This window comes from Klebsiella aerogenes, assembly GCA_029027985.1.
Classification (GTDB): Bacteria; Pseudomonadota; Gammaproteobacteria; order Enterobacterales; family Enterobacteriaceae; genus Klebsiella; species Klebsiella aerogenes_A.
On sequence record CP119076.1, the window covers coordinates 2,780,875 to 2,798,104 of the forward strand.

Below are 17,230 nucleotides of genomic sequence, written 5' to 3' on the forward strand. Positions count from 1 at the left end.
CCCTATAAAGTATCATTTTCACCGCAGCGGTGAAATGGAAAAGCATGACACCCATCATGATATGCGGCCGGATGTCGCGAAATTCAACGATTACCCGATCAGGTTGCGCGTTTTTTGATACCTTCCGCCGCATCGAGCGGCGGCGTTAACGGACCGCAAACACGCTGCGTGAGCCAGATCGCCGCCATCGCCAACAGCCAGGACAGCCCCGTCGCCATCATCAGATCCTGCGGCCAATGCATCCCTAACGCCAGGCGGCTCCCCATCACCGCCGTCGCCCACACCAACAACACGCCGATAGTCGCCCAGCGCCGACGCGGCCACAGCAGCCCGACGCCCAGCAGCGCCCAACTGACGGCAAACATAGTGTGCCCGGACGGAAATGCGAAGCCGGTCTCTTTCTGCCAGTGTTTACGCAGGAACCCAGGTATCGCCGGTTCTTCCGCCAGCTGTTCATGCACCAGTTTAGCGCGTTCTTTACGTTTTAACTCATAGAATTGCGCCACGGGAACCTGCTGAGTTCTTTCCAGCCAGATAACAAACGGCCGCGGTTCCTGCACCTGGTCTTTGATCCACGATTTTATCCCCTGGCCCGCCAGAATGGCCGCCCCGAGGATCAAAAACAGCACCAGCGCCGCGCGCAGACGGAAGCGTAAGCACCACAAAAACCAACCGCATAGAACCACATGGGTAATCATCCCCCACGGCTGGGTCACGGTTTCAGTCACCCAGTACCACATCTTCAGCCACGCCTGCGCGTGTCCGGGCCGCCACTGCCAGCCGGATAACCATACCGTAATCGGCATAACGAGCAATAGTGCCGCCCCAACAGCGGTCCTTCTGGCAATTAACAGCATCGTATCTCCTTCACTTTCCTCCTCAATATCATAACGGAAAGTGGTTCGTTTGTGCGCTTTCCGCGCAGGCAGTCGTTGGTAATTAGGAGAACGTCGCGGCATTGTGGCAAAATAGTGGTAAACAGAAAGCACATTCAGGTGCTGTCAGAATCTGGAGAATCACATGCAGCTTAAACGTGTGGCAGAAGCCAAACTGCCAACCCCCTGGGGCGATTTCCTGATGGTGGGCTTTGAAGAACTGGCAACCGGGCAGGATCATGTCGCGCTGGTGTATGGCGATATTTCGGGGCAATCCCCGGTACTGGCTCGCGTACACTCCGAATGTCTGACGGGCGATGCCCTTTTTAGTCTGCGTTGTGATTGCGGTTTTCAACTGGAAGCGGCACTGTCGCATATCGCGGAAGAGGGTCGCGGGATCCTGCTTTATCATCGTCAGGAAGGCCGCAACATCGGCCTGCTGAATAAAATCCGCGCCTACGCCCTACAGGATCAGGGTTACGATACCGTCGAAGCTAACCACCAGCTCGGCTTTGCCGCCGATGAACGCGACTTCACGCTGTGTGCGGACATGTTCAAACTGCTCGGCGTCGATCAGGTACGTTTACTGACCAACAACCCGAAGAAGGTCGAAATCCTGACCGAAGCCGGGATCAATATCGTTGAGCGCGTGCCGCTGATCGTCGGGCGCAACCCGAAAAACGAACACTATCTGGATACCAAGGCGGCCAAAATGGGCCATCTGCTGAACAAGTAATTCAGCGCCAGAATGAATGAGGGCCAGCATTTGCTGGCCCTTTTTTTACAGCATATTGCGAATCACGTAGTGCAGGATGCCGTCGTTCTGATAGTAGGTCAGTTCAGTCGCGGTATCGATACGGCAGCGACAGTTAACCACCTCTTGTTTACCATCGGTGCGGGTAATCGTGACCGGAACCGTTGCCGCCGGCTGCAGCGACTGCAGGTTGCTGATATCGATCTGTTCCTCACCGCTCAGCTGTAGCGTGTTACGCGTGACGCCCTGCGGAAACTCCAGCGGTAATATCCCCATACCGATCAGGTTCGAACGGTGGATACGCTCAAAGGACTCGGCAATCACCACGCGCACGCCAAGCAGGCGCGGGCCCTTCGCCGCCCAGTCGCGGCTGGAGCCGGAGCCATACTCTTTACCCGCAATCACCGCCAACGGCGTACCTTCGGCTTTATACAGCATGGCCGCATCATAGATGGCGATCGGTTCTGCGTCCGGCAGATGACGCGTCATCCCCCCTTCCACTCCCGGCACCATTTCGTTGCGGATACGAATATTGGCAAAGGTGCCGCGCATCATCACTTCATGGTTGCCGCGCCGTGAACCATAGGAGTTGAAATCACCGCGCGCGACGCCGTGTTCTTGTAGATAACGTCCCGCCGGGCTGTCCAGCTTGATGCTTCCCGCCGGTGAGATATGGTCGGTGGTCACCGAGTCGCCAAGCATCGCCAGGATCCGCGCGCCATGGATATCTTCCACCGGCTTCGGTTCAACGCCCATTTCATCAAAGAACGGCGATAACCGAATGTAGGTGGAATCATCCTGCCAGTCATAGGTATCCGAGCGGTCAACCTCAATGGCTTTCCACTCCTCGGTGCCTTCAAAAACTTCAGCATACTCTTTATGGAACATCTCGGTGGATACCTGCTGAACCGCGCAGGCGATCTCGTCGCCGCTTGGCCAGATATCCTTCAGGTACACCCGTTTACCGTCTTTGCCAACGCCGAGCGCTTCACGGGTCAAATCGATATTCATATTGCCGGCCAGCGCATAGGCTACCACCAGCGGCGGCGATGCCAACCAGTTGGTTTTGACCAACGGATGGATACGGCCTTCAAAGTTGCGGTTACCAGAAAGCACCGCACCGACGGTCAGGTCGCCTTTTTTGATCGCCTCTTCGATAGGTTCAGGCAGCGGCCCGGAGTTACCGATGCAGGTCGTGCAGCCGTAGCCCACCAGATTGAAGCCCAACTCATCGAGATACGGCGTTAACTTCGCATGCGCCAGATAATCGGAAACCACTTTTGACCCCGGCGCCAGGGAGGCCTTAACCCACGGTTGCGGTTTCAGGCCGCGCTCAACGGCATTTTTCGCCAGCAGGCCAGCAGCCATCAGCACGCTCGGGTTGGAAGTGTTAGTACAAGAGGTAATTGCCGCAATCACCACCGCCCCTTCCGGCAGTGAATATTGCTGACCGTTCAGCGTATAATCAACGGGCTGGCGCGCTTTACGCGCCTGATTGACTTCCAGTTCATTGCTGGCGGCAAAGGCTTTTGGCACATCGCCTAATGCGACGCGGTCCTGCGGACGTTTAGGCCCCGCGAGACTGGCCTCTACTGTGCCCATATCCAGCGCCAGCGTACTGCTGAATACCGGTTCATCGCCCGTCTGACGCCACATCCCCTGCGCTTTGGCATAAGCTTCAACCAATGCAACTTGCTCTTCGCTGCGCCCGCTCAGGCGCATGTAGCTTAAAGTTACGGCATCAATCGGGAAAAAACCGCAGGTCGCGCCGTATTCCGGCGACATATTGGCAATAGTGGCGCGGTCGGCAAGTGGTAAAGAATCCAGACCATCGCCATAGAATTCAACAAACTTGCCGACAACGCCGTGTTTGCGCAGCATCTGAGTCACGGTCAGCACCAGGTCAGTCGCCGTGATCCCTTCGTGCAGTTTGCCGGTCAATTTAAAACCCACGACATCAGGGATCAGCATCGATACCGGTTGGCCGAGCATCGCGGCCTCCGCTTCAATCCCCCCGACGCCCCAGCCGAGTACGCCGAGGCCGTTAATCATGGTGGTGTGTGAATCGGTACCAACCAGCGTATCCGGGTAGGCCACCCACTCGCCGTCCTGTTGTTCGCTCCAGACGGCGCGGCCGAGGTATTCAAGATTCACCTGGTGGCAGATCCCGGTTCCCGGCGGTACGACGCTGAAGCGGCTGAAGGCTTGCTGCCCCCAGCGCAGGAAGACGTAGCGTTCGTGGTTACGTTCCATTTCCAGACGCACGTTATCTTCGAAGGCGTTTTCATTACCGAAGCGGTCCACCGTGACCGAGTGGTCAATCACCAGGTCAACCGGCGATAACGGATTCACTTTCGCCGTATCGCCGCCCAGCCGTTTTACCGCTTCGCGCATGGCGGCCAAATCAACCACCGCCGGTACGCCGGTGAAATCCTGCATCAGCACGCGCGCCGGACGATAGGCAATCTCACGGTCGGCATGCGCCTTTTCCAGCCAACCGGCCAGGGCCTGAATGTCTTGTTCTGTTACCGAGTCACCGTCCTGCCAGCGCAGCAGGTTTTCGAGCAGGACTTTCAGGGATTTGGGCAGTCGGCTGAGATCGCCCAGTTGTTTCGCGGCCAGCGCCAGACTGTAGTAATGGTAGGTTTTGTCTTTGACCTGTAGCGTATCCTTGCTGGCTGCTCGTAGTGTTGACGACATAGCTCCTCCTTTATCACAGGGATTCATGCCCTGAACTCCTCAGGGTCTTTATTAAAGATAACACAAAGCCAACATAACACTTTGATAACAACTCAAATTGCTAAAATTGACAAAACCATATGATTCAGAAATTTTGATGATATCGTTATTACAGCGTGGATTTATTCGAAGAGAAAACTTAACTTTTAATTTTACAAACCGGCAGAAATGAAAAAGAGCTAATCACAAATGTATCGTGATTAGCTCAGGGATGATTAGTATTTAAAGATGAGAAATCGGAAAGTAAATTCTTCCACTGTGTTTCACAATTCCAGGTGCTAATTTTACAAACCTCCATTTGTCATAAAAGTGAAATAAAACCCTCGCTGATAAACTACCCTAACTAATAATCCATACAAACAATGCTACAGCACACCAAAACGCGCTGAGACCCACAAGCGTCAGCGCCCAGACCCTACTACGCAGTAAAGGATCGACTTCCACTTCATCGCTATCGTTCGGAATCACTAGCTTTGCATAATCGATATTAGTTATCATTTCATCACCACCAATTGCTAAAACTATCAGGTACAGATTAATCTTAATTATGTATATTGAATTAATCCAGTTAATCCTGTTTACGCGAAATGACTTTTAGTCGTTATTTTGATCGAGACGGGCATAATGGGAAAATAATGAGAAGATATCAGCAGAATTGTGATTACAACGAGGTTCGTAAGTTCCAATAAGAGCCATGCTAGTAAATGGCACTCCCCACAGGAAATGCCATTTTTAAGAATCGATTATTTTTCCGGCAGTTTTATATCTTTGAACATCGCTTCGATGTCTTCATTTGAACGCAACGCAACCGCCGTATCCACCACATCTCGCGTCAAATGCGGTGCAAAACGCTGAATGAAATCATACATATAACTTCTCAGGAACGTGCTGCGACGGAAACCGATCTTGGTCGTGCTATGGCTAAAGATGCCGTTGGCGTCAAGCTTCACCAGATCCGGGTCGGAGACCGGATCCACCGCCATGCTAGCGATAACCCCCACGCCCAGCCCCAAACGTACGTAGGTTTTAATGACATCGGCATCGGTGGCAGTGAAGACGATCCGTGGCGTCAGCCCGGCGCGATTAAACGCGGTATCCAGCTCAGAACGGCCGGTAAAGCCGAAGGTATAAGTCACCAATGGGTACTGCGCCAGCTCCTCTATCGACACCGAGCCCTTAGACGCCAGCGGGTGATCCGGCGTAACCACAATCGAACGGTTCCAGTGGTAGCACGGCAGCATCACCAAATCGTCATACAGGTGCAGCGCTTCGGTGGCAATGGCAAAATCAGCATTACCCTTCGATACCGCCTCTGCAATCTGCGTCGGCGACCCTTGATGCATATGCAAAGAGACGCGTGGATAACGCTCAATAAAGCCTTTAATCACGCCCGGCAGCGCGTATCGAGCCTGAGTGTGGGTCGTGGCGACGTACAGAGAACCTTTATCCGGCCAGGTATGCTCCCCTGCCACCGATTTAATTGCCTCAACCTTGGACAGCACCTCGCGCGCAATGCGGATAATTTCCTGCCCCGCTGGAGTGACCTGAGTTAAGTGTTTACCGCTGCGGGCAAAAATCTGAATTCCCAGCTCATCTTCCAGCATGCGTACTTGCTTGCTGATGCCGGGCTGCGAGGTATACAGTCCTTCGGCGGTGGAGGAGACATTCAGGTTATGGTTAACAACCTCAACGATGTAGCGGAGTTGCTGTAGTTTCATGGCTGATATCCGTAAACGCGTCAAATGAATCCGCTTAATACATTTTACGTTCAGGCCACTTCCTGCTGGCGACAACTGGCCAGACAATCCCTGCAGTTCGCCGTACTGGCGCCACAACGCATCCTGAAGACGATGATGTATAAGACGATTTGATAATAAAAAAGCGATTAACTATAACCACTATATCATTTATATCTACAGTGTATAGATGGTAACGAAAAATAATAAGTCAGTTATAAGGAAGCCGCGTATCGGGCCATCATGCGTGGGCTTTCGAGGAGAGAAAGGGCCGCATTGCGGCCCTTTAAAGGATTACTTCTTCGCTTCAGTCCATTTGCCATCGATAAAGAAGGCGGACCAACCGGTCGCTTTACCCTCTTTCTCAGAAGAAACGTACTGCTGCTTGGTTTTACGGCTAAAACGCACCAACGTTTTATTCCCTTCCGGATCCTGCTGCGGCGCATCGGCAAGATAACGCAGCTTCTCAGGCAAACGGTCGCGGAAGCGGAACAGTTCTTCCACCAGCGGCGCACGCGTTTCACGTGATTTCGGGAAGGTATTTGCCGCCAGGAAAACACCTGCCGCGCCATCGCGCAGAACGAAGTAAGCGTCTGACTTCTCGCACGGCAGTTCCGGCAACGGTACCGGATCTTCCTTCGGCGGAGCCACTTCACCGTTACGCAGGATTTTACGCGTGTTTTTGCACTCGTCGTTGGTACAAGCCATGTACTTACCAAAACGCCCCATTTTCAGGTGCATTTCAGAACCACATTTTTCGCACTCGACGATCGGCCCGTCGTAACCCTTAATACGGAATTCGCCCTCTTCAATCTCGTAGCCATCGCAGGTCGGGTTATTGCCGCAGACGTGCAGTTTACGCTTCGGATCGATAAGGTAGCTGTCCATCGCCGTACCGCATTTCTGACAGCGGCGTTTGGCGCGCAGCGCGTTGGTTTCGGCATCATCGCCTTCCAGCACGTTGAGGACTTCGTTTTCCGGCACCAGGTTAATGGTGGTTTTGCAGCGCTCTTTCGGCGACAGCGCGTAGCCGGAGCAGCCGAGGAACACCCCGGTACTGGCGGTGCGGATACCCATTTTACGCCCACAGGTCGGGCAGTCGATGCTGGTCAGCACCATTGGGTTCGGCTGCATGCCGCCTTCTTGCGGATCTTTTTCAGCCGTTTGCAGCTGTGACGTAAAATCACCGAAGAAGTGATCCAGAACCTGTTTCCATTCCGCCTGGTGGTTAGCCACCTGATCGAGGCGGTCTTCCATCTGCGCGGTGAAGTCGTAGTTCATCAAATCGCGGAAGTTTTCTTCCAGACGATCGGTGACGATCTCACCCATTTTCTCAGCATAGAAACGACGGTTTTCGACACGCACATATCCGCGATCCTGAATGGTCGAGATGATCGACGCATAGGTAGACGGACGACCAATACCGCGTTTTTCCAGCTCTTTCACCAGTGACGCTTCGCTGAAACGCGCAGGCGGCTTGGTAAAATGCTGTGCCGGCGTCAATTCCACCAGCGTTAAGCTATCGCCCTGATTCACCATCGGCAACGTACGGTCTTCATCGCCTTTACGCAGCGCCGGCATGACTTTCGTCCAACCGTCAAAGCGCAGCGTACGGCCGCGGGCTTTCAGTTTGAACTCCCCTGCCTGCACCGTCAGGGTCGTCGAGTCGTACTGCGCTGGCGTCATCTGACAGGCGACAAACTGGCGCCAAATCAGCTGATACAGTTTCTGCGCATCGGCTTCCATATCTTTCAGCGATTCCGCCATCACGCTCACGTCGGAAGGACGAATCGCTTCGTGCGCTTCCTGCGAGTTTTCTTTGCTGGCGTACTGATTGGCGTTTTCCGGCAGGTACTTTTTACCGAAGTTATCGCCAATATAGCCGCGGACCATGTTCAGCGCATCCTGACTCAAGTTGGTCGAGTCGGTACGCATATAGGTAATGTGCCCCGCTTCGTACAGGCGCTGCGCCATCATCATGGTTTTCTTCACGCCGAAACCCAGGCGGGTGCTGGCGGCTTGCTGCAGCGTGGAGGTAATGAACGGCGCGCCAGGCTTGCTGCTGGTCGGCTTATCTTCACGTTCCAGCACGCTGTAGCGGGCTTTTTCCAGCAGCGCGACGGCAGCCATGGTTTCGTCACGGTTAACCGGACGGAACGGCTTGTCGTTCTTGTGGGTGACCTCCAGCGGTAAAGCATCGCCGCCCGGCGTCGTGGTGCTGGCGTCGATTTCCCAGAATTCTTCCGGGACAAAGGCTTTAATTTCGCGTTCGCGTTCAACCACCAGGCGCACCGCAACGGACTGCACACGACCGGCGGACAGGCCGCGGGCGATTTTTTTCCACAGCAGTGGAGAAACCATATACCCCACCACGCGGTCCATAAAGCGACGCGCCTGCTGGGCATTAACACGATCGATATTCAGCTCGCCTGGCTTATCAAAAGCCTGACGAATCGCGTTTTTGGTGATTTCGTTAAACACCACGCGGCTGTATCGTTGTTCATCACCGCCGATAACTTCCCGCAGGTGCCATGCAATGGCTTCCCCTTCGCGGTCAAGGTCGGTTGCGAGATAGATGTGGTCAGCTTTTTCCGCCAACTGTTTGAGTTCTGAAACTACCTTTTCTTTACCCGGAAGTACTTCATAGTGCGCATTCCAGTCATGCCATGGGTCTACGCCCATACGGTTGACCAGAGCGCCACGTTCATCCTTTTTAGGCTTTTTAGCCCCTTTGGTGGAGGTAGAGTCGGCGCTCTTTTTGGAAGCTGAGCCACTGGTCGGCAAATCGCGGATATGACCGACGCTGGATTTCACCACGTAGTCATTACCCAGATACTTATTGATCGTTTTGGCTTTTGCCGGGGACTCAACGATAACGAGAGCTTTACCCATATTCACCTTTACCTAATTTAATTCATCCAGGAATACATCGCACATTGATTCACCATCCACTGGCGACGTGCCTCATATGTTGCGGCCGCGTCGGTGGATATCAACCCTCTGCACGCCCAGTTTCACATCCATAAAACCAGATAGCTGAGTTTGCTGACTTTTGCGAGTCAGGTTGCATAGCACGAAGAATTTTTGGCCGAATGTCAAGCAAATCTGTTGCCAGATCGCTGAAAGCGTCACACTGTACCTGATAAAATTCGTTACGCAACTTTATTAGCATGCAAAAGCTAACTCCGCCAGTAAAGTGATGTTTCTTAGCCGGTTACCATTACCCCTGCACAATCAATGGAAAATTTGCCCACCGCCGCCTCGCGGCGTAGACTATCGGCGAAGAACTACAGGAGTCAGTTATGCAAGGTACAACCCAACCTATTGAACGCCAGGCGTTACTTGAAATTGCCAACCAACTCATTCGCGATCATGAAGATACGTTAGCCGGAATCGAAGCCACCAACGTCGTTCAGCGTAGCGGAGTTCTGGTGTTTAGCGGCGAGTTTTATCTTGATGAGCAAGGTTTGCCGACGGCGAAAAGCACCGCCGTATTTAACATGTTCAAGTATCTCGCCCACGAATTGTCTGATAAGTATCACCTGGTGGATTAAGCGTCGGTCCTTAATACGACCGCCACTGGTTTAAGCCAACCAGAAACGACAACGCGAGGTATCACCCTCGCGTTGCTTTACTTACATTAGCGGTTTTTGCCCACGCTGCCACCATCGAAGCAATAAATGGTCCGCGCTTTCAGCCGCGCTACCGGTAACGCGATCGAGTAATTTCTTACGCTGCTGATAACGCACGCTAATAACATCATGGTTATCCATCAGGCTCAGCAGTAATTCATCGCTGGTTTGGATCGCATCGACCAGCCCTTTCTCGAGTGCTTGTACGCCGTACCAATGCTCGCCGGTCGCGACCCTCTCAATATCCAGCGCCGGACGCATTTGATGCACGAAATCCTTAAACAGGTGATGGGTTTCATTTAAATCCTCGCGGAATTTCTGTCGCCCTTCTTCGGTATTTTCACCCAGCATCGTTAAGGTACGCTTATACTGGCCCGCCGTGTGTAGCTCAATATCAATATCTTTGTTTTTCAGGAAGCGATTGATATTAGGGATCTGCGCAACGACGCCGATCGACCCCAGGATAGCGAACGGCGCAGAAACGATTTTATTCGCCACGCAAGCCATCATGTAGCCGCCGCTGGCCGCGACTTTATCTACCGCCACTGTCAGCGGGATTTGTTTATCGCGCAGGCGCTGTAGCTGAGAAGCCGCGAGACCATAGCCGTGGACCACCCCGCCGGGGCTTTCCAGACGCACCACCACCTGGTCGCGCGCTTTCGCCGAGGCGAGCACTGCCGTTATCTCTTCACGCAGGCTGCTGACTTCGTGGGCATCCATACTGCCTTTGAAGTCAAGTACCCAAATACGCGCTTTACCGCTGGGCTCAGCCGTGCCCAACTTCGCCCGTGCTTTGGCTTCTTTGGCCTCCTGCTTGTGTTTTTTCTTCTGGGCTTTGTGCCAGAGTTTTTGCTGCGGGCCATCAAGCAGAGCCACCGCCAGCTCCTCTTTCATCTCCTTATATTGCTCGCTAAGATTCGTCACCCGCAGCTCGCCGCGCTGCTTCTTCCGCTGAGTCAGATTAACGATAATGGCGGCGATAGCCGCAATAGCGACGACGATAGTCGCAGCCTTAGCCAAAAATAAGCCGTATTGCGCAAGTAATTCCACGTTTTCACCTTGTGTAAAGCACTGACGTTGAAGCACAGTGTACATCAGCCTTTATCGTCGCGTCTCTGCGCTTTCCGTGCGCTGCGAGGCGGATTCCCGTTTTTTTTCACGGTGATGAAATCGTTGCAAGATATTAATTCTGCGAAGAGTTTCCCTTTGACTGATTGCAATCATCAATTGTTTGAGGCATAAAGCGCAAAAGTAAGATACCGAACAAGACGTGGCCGCCCACCGGCCAGCAGAGGAGTCGCCGTGCATTATCAACCGCAATATCACCTACTTAAAGACCGTATTATCCTGGTCACCGGCGCCAGCGACGGCATCGGCCGCGAAGCCGCCCTTACCTATGCGCGCTACAGCGCAAGCGTGGTGCTGGTTGGCCGCAGTGAAGAGAAACTGCGCGGCGTCGCGCAAGAAATTGAACAGGCTGGCGGTATTCCGGCCCGCTGGTTTACCCTCGATCTGCTCACCTGCACACCGCAAGAGTGCCAGCAGTTGGCGCAGAAAATCGCCATTCACTACCCGCGCCTGGATGGCGTACTGCACAACGCCGGCCTGCTCGGCGACGTCTGTCCAATGGATCAGCAGGATCCTGAAGTCTGGCAGCAGGTGATGCAGGTCAATGTCAATGGCACCTTTATGCTCACTCAGGCGCTTCTTCCTTTATTACTCAAGTCTGATTCCGGCTCGCTGGTCTTTACCTCTTCCAGCGTCGGTCGCCAGGGACGCGCCAACTGGGGCGCCTACGCGGCGTCAAAATTCGCCACCGAAGGGATGATGCAGGTACTGGCCGAAGAGTACCAAAGCCGCCATCTGCGGGTAAACTGCATCAATCCAGGCGGCACGCGCACCAAAATGCGCGCCAGCGCCTTCCCGACCGAAGATCCGAAAAAACTGAAAACGCCCGCCGATATCATGCCGGTTTATTTATGGTTGATGGGTGACGATAGCCGGCGGAAAACCGGCATGACCTTTGATGCCCAACCGGGGCGTAAGCCAGGGATTTCCCAATGAACGATCAACGTTACCGTGAACGCCAGCAGCGGGTAAAAGATAAGGTCGACGCACGAGTCGCCGCCGCCCAACAAGAACGCGGTCTGATCATGGTTTTTACCGGTAACGGTAAAGGCAAAACGACGGCGGCCTTCGGGACCGTCACCCGCGCCGTCGGTCATGGTAAAAAAGCCGGTGTTGTGCAATTTATCAAAGGTACCTGGCCTAACGGCGAGCGTAATTTGCTGGAGCCGCACGGTGTTGAGTTCCAGGTGATGGCCACCGGTTTTACCTGGGATACGCAAAACCGCGACAGCGATACCGCCGCCTGCCTCGACGTCTGGCAGCACGGGCTACGGATGTTAGCCGACGAAACGCTGGATCTGGTGTTGCTGGATGAGCTTACCTATATGGTGGCCTATGATTATCTGCCGCTACAAGAGGTGCTGACGGCGTTACAAAACCGCCCTGCGCATCAGACGGTGATGATTACCGGCCGCGGCTGTCATCGCGATATTATTGAGCTGGCCGATACCGTCAGCGAACTACGCCCGGTGAAACATGCCTTTGACGCTGGCGTTAAAGCGCAGATGGGGATTGATTACTAAGCGCCAGCCGCGCCAGTAGCGCGCGATTGAGCGGCAGACATAAACAGTCCTCGCCGAGCTCCAGCTCGTGGTCGAGGACGTTTTGCCGCGAAATAAAGCGCTTACGGTACTCCGTCGGCGTCAGACCACAGTATTTGTTGAATGCGGCGATCAAATATTTATGCTCCTGAAAACCGCAGCTATGGCTGATTTCGGTGATGGGCGTGCGCGTATCGCGCAGCAAGTGGCGGGCCTTATTCAAACGCACCAGCGTCAGATACTCTTTAAAGTTGTAGCGGCTCACCTTCTTAAACAGCCGGGAAAACCACGAATAACTCATGCCGCTATGCCCGGCCACCTCGCTTAGCGTCAATGGCCGATCGTAATGCAGATTAATATAGTCGATCCCTTTTTTGATCATCGACTCCTCACGTAACGAACTCTCCTCGCGTGCTAGCGGCTCCCCTGCCGCGACCAGGGCATCAAGCAGCAGATAAATTGCCGCGATACGCTGAAACGGCGTACGGTTATCGACAATCTGTTCCAGCAGGGCCGCTAACCGCTGGCGCACCTGCCGATCTCCGCTATCCAGAACACGCCCGGCGGTACACCAGTGAAGCCGCGGAGACGGATGCATTTCATCGAACAGGCCTGGCGAGAATTGCACCGTGACCAATTGGCTATCGGCGCCCTCTGCACGGAGCGAATGCACCTCTTCCGCGTTGATATACAGCATATCGCCCTCGCGCAATGCCCACTCCCGCAGCCCGACGGCAAGCGTAAAACCGCCGCGAAGCACGGTAATAAGCTCGGGCGCCGGGTGCCAGTGAGGTTCACAGTAACGAACCTCCGCGGCGAAGACATTCAGTTTCTCGGCATCGAAGGCGATCAGCTCATAGCCGCTATTTGCCGTCTGCAGCCCGGTTTGCGCCGCCTGACGAGGATGAGTCACTGAAAACGGGAACACGGATTACCTCCAGAGTCTGTGCTTATTGCTGGCCTGCCAGCACGGCATTGAGCTCGTCGCGATCGATATCCAGCGCCAGGAATTCCGTTAATGCGATGAACAACCCGCAGAACAGATCCGGCGCCAGACGGATTAGCTTTTCACGTACCTGCGCGGGCGCGACGCCGCTCTTCGCCGAGAGCAGCGCCACAACACGGGAGAACGCCTCCGGTTGCTGAATGAGCTGCTGGAGCGAATTGTCGTCGCGTAGCGCTACATAGCGCGGAGGGCAATCAATCTCAACGCTGGCGGATAACGGGAGATCGCGGGATGAGGCCCCGACGAGGATTTGCCATTGGCCCGGCGTCACCACCCAATCTGCCAACCCCGGATGATAGCAGGCTAAATCAGCAACCGGCAGCGAGAGCTCAACGCGGCGCGTTTCGCCCGCCGCCAAAGACACCTTAGTAAACGCCTTCAACGCCTGTACTTCGCGAATCAGCTCACCAGCCGGGGGCGCAACATATAACTGAACAATTTCTTTACCATCGCGATCACCCGCATTAGTTAAATCAAACGCCACGCGCAGCGTATCCCCTTGCGTAACCCGCGCTGCGGAAAGCGACAGATTAGCATAGCTGAAGCGGGTATAACTGAGACCAAAGCCAAATGGGAACAGTGGCATGAGGCGACGTTTATCGTAATAGCGATAACCAACAAATAAACCTTCGCCATAGTGATGACGCAGGTTTTCCCCGGGATACTGCAGCCAGGCCGGCGTCTCTTCGAGGGTGTTTGGCACCGTGACGGTTAATTTACCGCAAGGGTTACGTTTGCCGAACAGGATTTCGGCAACGGCGCGCCCCATTCCCTGCCCGGCAAAAAAGGTTTCCAGCAGCGCCCGACACTCGCTAAGCCACGGCATCACAACCGCATCGCTGTTGGCCAGCACCACCACCACATTCGGCTGAACTGCCGCGACATCGCGGATTAATCGTTCATGTACCGACAGAATATTCAGATCCTGACGATCGCCATTTTCACCGTCTTCACCCACCGCCGTGCTAACGAATATCACCGCAACATCGGCGGCTTGGGCAACTTCACACGCTTGCGCCAGAGCCTGCTCGTCGCTTTGGTTATCATCAGGCGAACCTGGCGCCCAGGTCACGTTAAAGTCATCCCCGGCAAGATCGAAAATTTCGTCCAGCGGACGGTCAAGGAAATACGGCACCGTGGTGGCGCAACCGGACCCCTGAATAACCGGCTCCTGCGCAGGCTTACCGATGACCGCAATACGTGGCGTTTTACGCGCATCCAGCGGTAACAGGTTATTTTCATTTTTGAGTAATACGATGGATTCTGCCGCTAAACGCTGCGATAACGCATGATGTGCGGCAAAATCGGCGCGCGTATGCGGGCGGCGATGACGTTGGACTTTATCGACCAGTTCCAGCATCCGCAAACAGGCGCGATCGACCACCGCCATTGGTACATCGCCGGAAGAGATTGCCGCCAGCAGAGTTTGTTTGTCGCGCCGCGTTTCCGGCATGGCCAGGTCATTGCCAGCCAGCAGCGACGCCGGACGATCTTTAATGCCGTACCAGTCAGACATCACCAGACCGTCATATCCCCACTCCTCGCGTAATACCTGGGTCAGTAAAAACGGATCTTGCGAGGTCTGTACGCCATTGAGACGGTTATAAGAAGACATCACCGTCCACGGCTGGGATTTAGCAATCGCCCGCTGAAAACCAGCCAGATAGATTTCGCGCAGCGCCCGCTCCTCAATAATCGAGTCCATTTCAGTACGCCGATATTCTGAGTTATTGGCGGCAAAATGTTTAAGACTGGCCCCGACGCCTTCTGCCTGTAAACCGTTGATTAACGCTGCGGCGATATCGCCACTGACCACCGGATCTTCGGAATAATATTCATAGCCGCGCCCTGCCAGCGGCGTACGGCGAATGTTAATGCCAGGGCCTAATAGAATACCGACGCCCATCTGTTGGCATTCACGACCCAGGGCCTTCCCCATCTCCTGCACCAGTTCAACATCCCAACTACAGGCCAGACTGGAGCCATTCGGAAAGCAGGTGGCCGGTAGCGAGGCGCTGAACAGCGCTTCACTGCCGCCTTTCGCCGCGGGCTCTTCGGCGCTGGCCTGGTCGGCGGTTTGGGTAATCACCGAAATGAAGTCATCCATACTCCACTTCTCATTGCCGTCTATTTGCGCGCTACTATAGCGCACGCCATAAGTACCATCGGTCATCACGATATCGCTGATGTCATGTTGCGGCAAAGACGCCGTACGCCACAAGCCGCTGCCAGTCAGCAACGCCACTTTTTCCTCTGCCGTCATGGCGGCGATAATGGTATTGAAATCTCTGTTCATCTCTCTGAGTCCTTGAGGTTAAAGTGCGTTTTGCTTACGCAGGCTAATTTTTTGCACGATGTCGCGATAAGTTTTTTCATCCAGCGAATAGCAGGCCACGAATATGGCGCTGATGGCGAACATCGCGCCGGGGAACAGGGTCATCAGGATATTGATGCCGTTAATCGCGTCGGCAGTCACATTGCCCGCGTCGTAGTGGTAGAAATCAAGCATCCATCCTGCGCAGCCGCCGCCAATAGCCATCGCAATTTTGGTGATGAAATTAAAGAAACCGTATATCGCGCCTTCCGAGCGCACGCCGTGATGCCATTCCGCATACTCGACGGTATCGGCAATCATCGACCACATCGCAACAAACCCCATACCCAGCGTAATACTGTAAAGACACACGCCGGTCATCATTAACCAGAGATTATCGCCGGCAATAAAATATTGCATCAGCACCCCCAGCACGCCGATCAACAGCGCCAGCAGCGTCATTTTCTTTTTCCCCATCAGCGCAATCGCCTTCTCGGAAACAATGGTCCCGACGATATAAGCGGCTGACTGAATCATAAAGAAAGTAGCGGTAAACCCTTCGCTGCCAATAATATATTTAATAAAGTAAATGGCGATCGCCATCCATACGGTATAAGCGATATAGAAAAATACGGTAAATAATGACAAATGAATCAGCGGCGCATTACCTAATACCGCGCGGAACATCTCTCGCAGCGTCGGCGCGCTCATTTCGTCCTCTTCACCGACCCGCTCTTTGGTCATGCCAAAGCAGGCCAGGAACATAAAGGTCGCCAATAACGCAAAACAGGAAACGGCAAAGACATAGCCTAACTGTTTATCGTCGAACGGCGAAATCAGCATATCAGCAGTCGTTGAAACAATCAGATAGCCGATGATAGCCAGTACAAAACGGTATACTGAGAGCGATGATCGCGAGGCTTCATGCTGCGTCAGACGGTTAGTCAACGCGGAATAAGGCGTGTTAACCGCCGTATACGCCAGGCAATAAATGGTATAGGACGCGAGGGCAAAGTAAAATTTAGTCTCTCCGCCGAATGGTACAAAACAGAGAACCGTTAAAAAGCCTAAGGGTACCGAACCATATAACAACCAGGGACGCAGTTTGCCATATTTACTTTTCGTTTTGTCGATAGCGAAACCTATCAGAATATTAAATATCGCATCAATCACCCGCGCAATGACAAAGATCAGACTGGCCTGTACCGCGCTGATGCCATAAATATTGGTATAGAAAAACAGTAAAAATAAAGAGACAAAACCGAATGACAAATTAGAAGCAAAATCGCCGAAGCCATAGCCTATCTTTTCTTTAACGCCGATGACCACATAGCTTGCCGATAACTTTGTTGTCGTACTCATTCCGGGCTACCTGTTTTTGTAATCAGTGCCGACAGTATATGGCGATGCTAATAACATCACTTTGCGTTATTTGTCTGCGTCATTCCTGTTTCTTGTCTTTATGCAAAAGTGTGAAAAATATCACAAGCGAGGGGGGAGAAAGA

Annotated in this window: 12 protein-coding genes; 4 read left to right on the top strand and 8 right to left on the bottom strand. The window is 53.7% G+C overall.

The window, feature by feature from the left end:
* Positions 1–98: 98 nt before the first annotated feature.
* Positions 99–857: a phosphatidylglycerophosphatase B gene (gene pgpB / locus PYR66_13320; protein ID WEF26320.1), complete on the bottom strand. Its 759-nt coding sequence runs from the start codon at positions 855–857 to the stop codon at positions 99–101.
* A gap of 163 nt (positions 858–1,020) precedes the next feature.
* Here pgpB and ribA point away from each other — a divergent pair, with 163 nt between their 5' ends.
* Positions 1,021–1,611, top strand: coding sequence for a GTP cyclohydrolase II (ribA, locus tag PYR66_13325; GenBank protein WEF26321.1), 591 nt, complete (start codon positions 1,021–1,023; stop codon positions 1,609–1,611).
* Between the two features lie 45 nt (positions 1,612–1,656).
* On the opposite strand, the gene acnA is transcribed toward ribA, so the two are convergent.
* The 3 genes from acnA to topA form a co-directional block, all read right to left on the bottom strand.
* Positions 1,657–4,329 (bottom strand): aconitate hydratase AcnA, encoded by a 2,673-nt coding sequence (gene acnA / locus PYR66_13330; GenBank protein ID WEF26322.1) that lies wholly within the window; start codon positions 4,327–4,329, stop codon positions 1,657–1,659.
* Between the two features lie 782 nt (positions 4,330–5,111).
* Positions 5,112–6,086 (bottom strand): HTH-type transcriptional regulator CysB, encoded by a 975-nt coding sequence (cysB, locus tag PYR66_13335; GenBank protein WEF26323.1) that lies wholly within the window; start codon positions 6,084–6,086, stop codon positions 5,112–5,114.
* Between the two features lie 312 nt (positions 6,087–6,398).
* Positions 6,399–8,996: a type I DNA topoisomerase gene (gene topA / locus PYR66_13340; protein ID WEF26324.1), complete on the bottom strand. Its 2,598-nt coding sequence runs from the start codon at positions 8,994–8,996 to the stop codon at positions 6,399–6,401.
* A gap of 410 nt (positions 8,997–9,406) precedes the next feature.
* Here topA and PYR66_13345 point away from each other — a divergent pair, with 410 nt between their 5' ends.
* Complete coding sequence (locus tag PYR66_13345; protein ID WEF26325.1) at positions 9,407–9,658, top strand: YciN family protein; 252 nt, start codon at positions 9,407–9,409, stop codon at positions 9,656–9,658.
* A gap of 81 nt (positions 9,659–9,739) precedes the next feature.
* On the opposite strand, the gene sohB is transcribed toward PYR66_13345, so the two are convergent.
* On the bottom strand, positions 9,740–10,786 hold the full coding sequence (sohB, locus tag PYR66_13350; GenBank protein ID WEF26326.1) for a protease SohB: 1,047 nt from the start codon (positions 10,784–10,786) through the stop codon (positions 9,740–9,742).
* A 252-nt stretch (positions 10,787–11,038) separates the two neighbouring features.
* Here sohB and PYR66_13355 point away from each other — a divergent pair, with 252 nt between their 5' ends.
* Both PYR66_13355 and cobO read left to right on the top strand, forming a co-directional pair.
* Positions 11,039–11,800, top strand: a complete 762-nt coding sequence (locus PYR66_13355; protein WEF26327.1) for a YciK family oxidoreductase — start codon at positions 11,039–11,041, stop codon at positions 11,798–11,800.
* The gene (cobO, locus tag PYR66_13360; GenBank protein ID WEF26328.1) at positions 11,797–12,387 is read left to right on the top strand and encodes a cob(I)yrinic acid a,c-diamide adenosyltransferase; all 591 of its coding nucleotides are present in this window, start codon (positions 11,797–11,799) and stop codon (positions 12,385–12,387) included. The genes PYR66_13355 and cobO overlap by 4 nt, the downstream gene beginning before the upstream one ends.
* On the opposite strand, the gene PYR66_13365 is transcribed toward cobO, so the two are convergent.
* Genes PYR66_13365 through PYR66_13375 form a run of 3 tightly spaced genes read right to left on the bottom strand, consistent with a single transcriptional unit; the run spans position 12,359 to position 17,087 of the window.
* Entirely contained in the window at positions 12,359–13,333 is a 975-nt protein-coding gene (locus PYR66_13365) for an AraC family transcriptional regulator (GenBank protein WEF26329.1), read from the bottom strand. The two genes, cobO and PYR66_13365, sit on opposite strands and share 29 nt — an antisense overlap.
* A 22-nt stretch (positions 13,334–13,355) precedes the next feature.
* Positions 13,356–15,707, bottom strand: coding sequence for a glycoside hydrolase family 3 C-terminal domain-containing protein (locus tag PYR66_13370; protein ID WEF26330.1), 2,352 nt, complete (start codon positions 15,705–15,707; stop codon positions 13,356–13,358).
* 18 nt (positions 15,708–15,725) lie between these two features.
* A complete protein-coding gene (locus PYR66_13375; protein ID WEF26331.1) occupies positions 15,726–17,087 on the bottom strand; it encodes an MFS transporter in 1,362 nt (453 codons plus the stop codon).
* Positions 17,088–17,230: the final 143 nt, after the last annotated feature.

What these genes read in the sequence shown, in the direction of transcription:
- pgpB (WEF26320.1), bottom strand. Translation starts at nt 857, where the DNA reads ATGCTGTTAATTGCCAGAAGGACCGCTGTTGGGGCGGCACTATTGCTC.
- ribA (WEF26321.1), top strand. Translation starts at nt 1,021, where the DNA reads ATGCAGCTTAAACGTGTGGCAGAAGCCAAACTGCCAACCCCCTGGGGC.
- acnA (WEF26322.1), bottom strand. Translation starts at nt 4,329, where the DNA reads ATGTCGTCAACACTACGAGCAGCCAGCAAGGATACGCTACAGGTCAAA.
- cysB (WEF26323.1), bottom strand. Translation starts at nt 6,086, where the DNA reads ATGAAACTACAGCAACTCCGCTACATCGTTGAGGTTGTTAACCATAAC.
- topA (WEF26324.1), bottom strand. Translation starts at nt 8,996, where the DNA reads ATGGGTAAAGCTCTCGTTATCGTTGAGTCCCCGGCAAAAGCCAAAACG.
- PYR66_13345 (WEF26325.1), top strand. Translation starts at nt 9,407, where the DNA reads ATGCAAGGTACAACCCAACCTATTGAACGCCAGGCGTTACTTGAAATT.
- cobO (WEF26328.1), top strand. Translation starts at nt 11,797, where the DNA reads ATGAACGATCAACGTTACCGTGAACGCCAGCAGCGGGTAAAAGATAAG.
- PYR66_13370 (WEF26330.1), bottom strand. Translation starts at nt 15,707, where the DNA reads ATGAACAGAGATTTCAATACCATTATCGCCGCCATGACGGCAGAGGAA.
- PYR66_13375 (WEF26331.1), bottom strand. Translation starts at nt 17,087, where the DNA reads ATGAGTACGACAACAAAGTTATCGGCAAGCTATGTGGTCATCGGCGTT.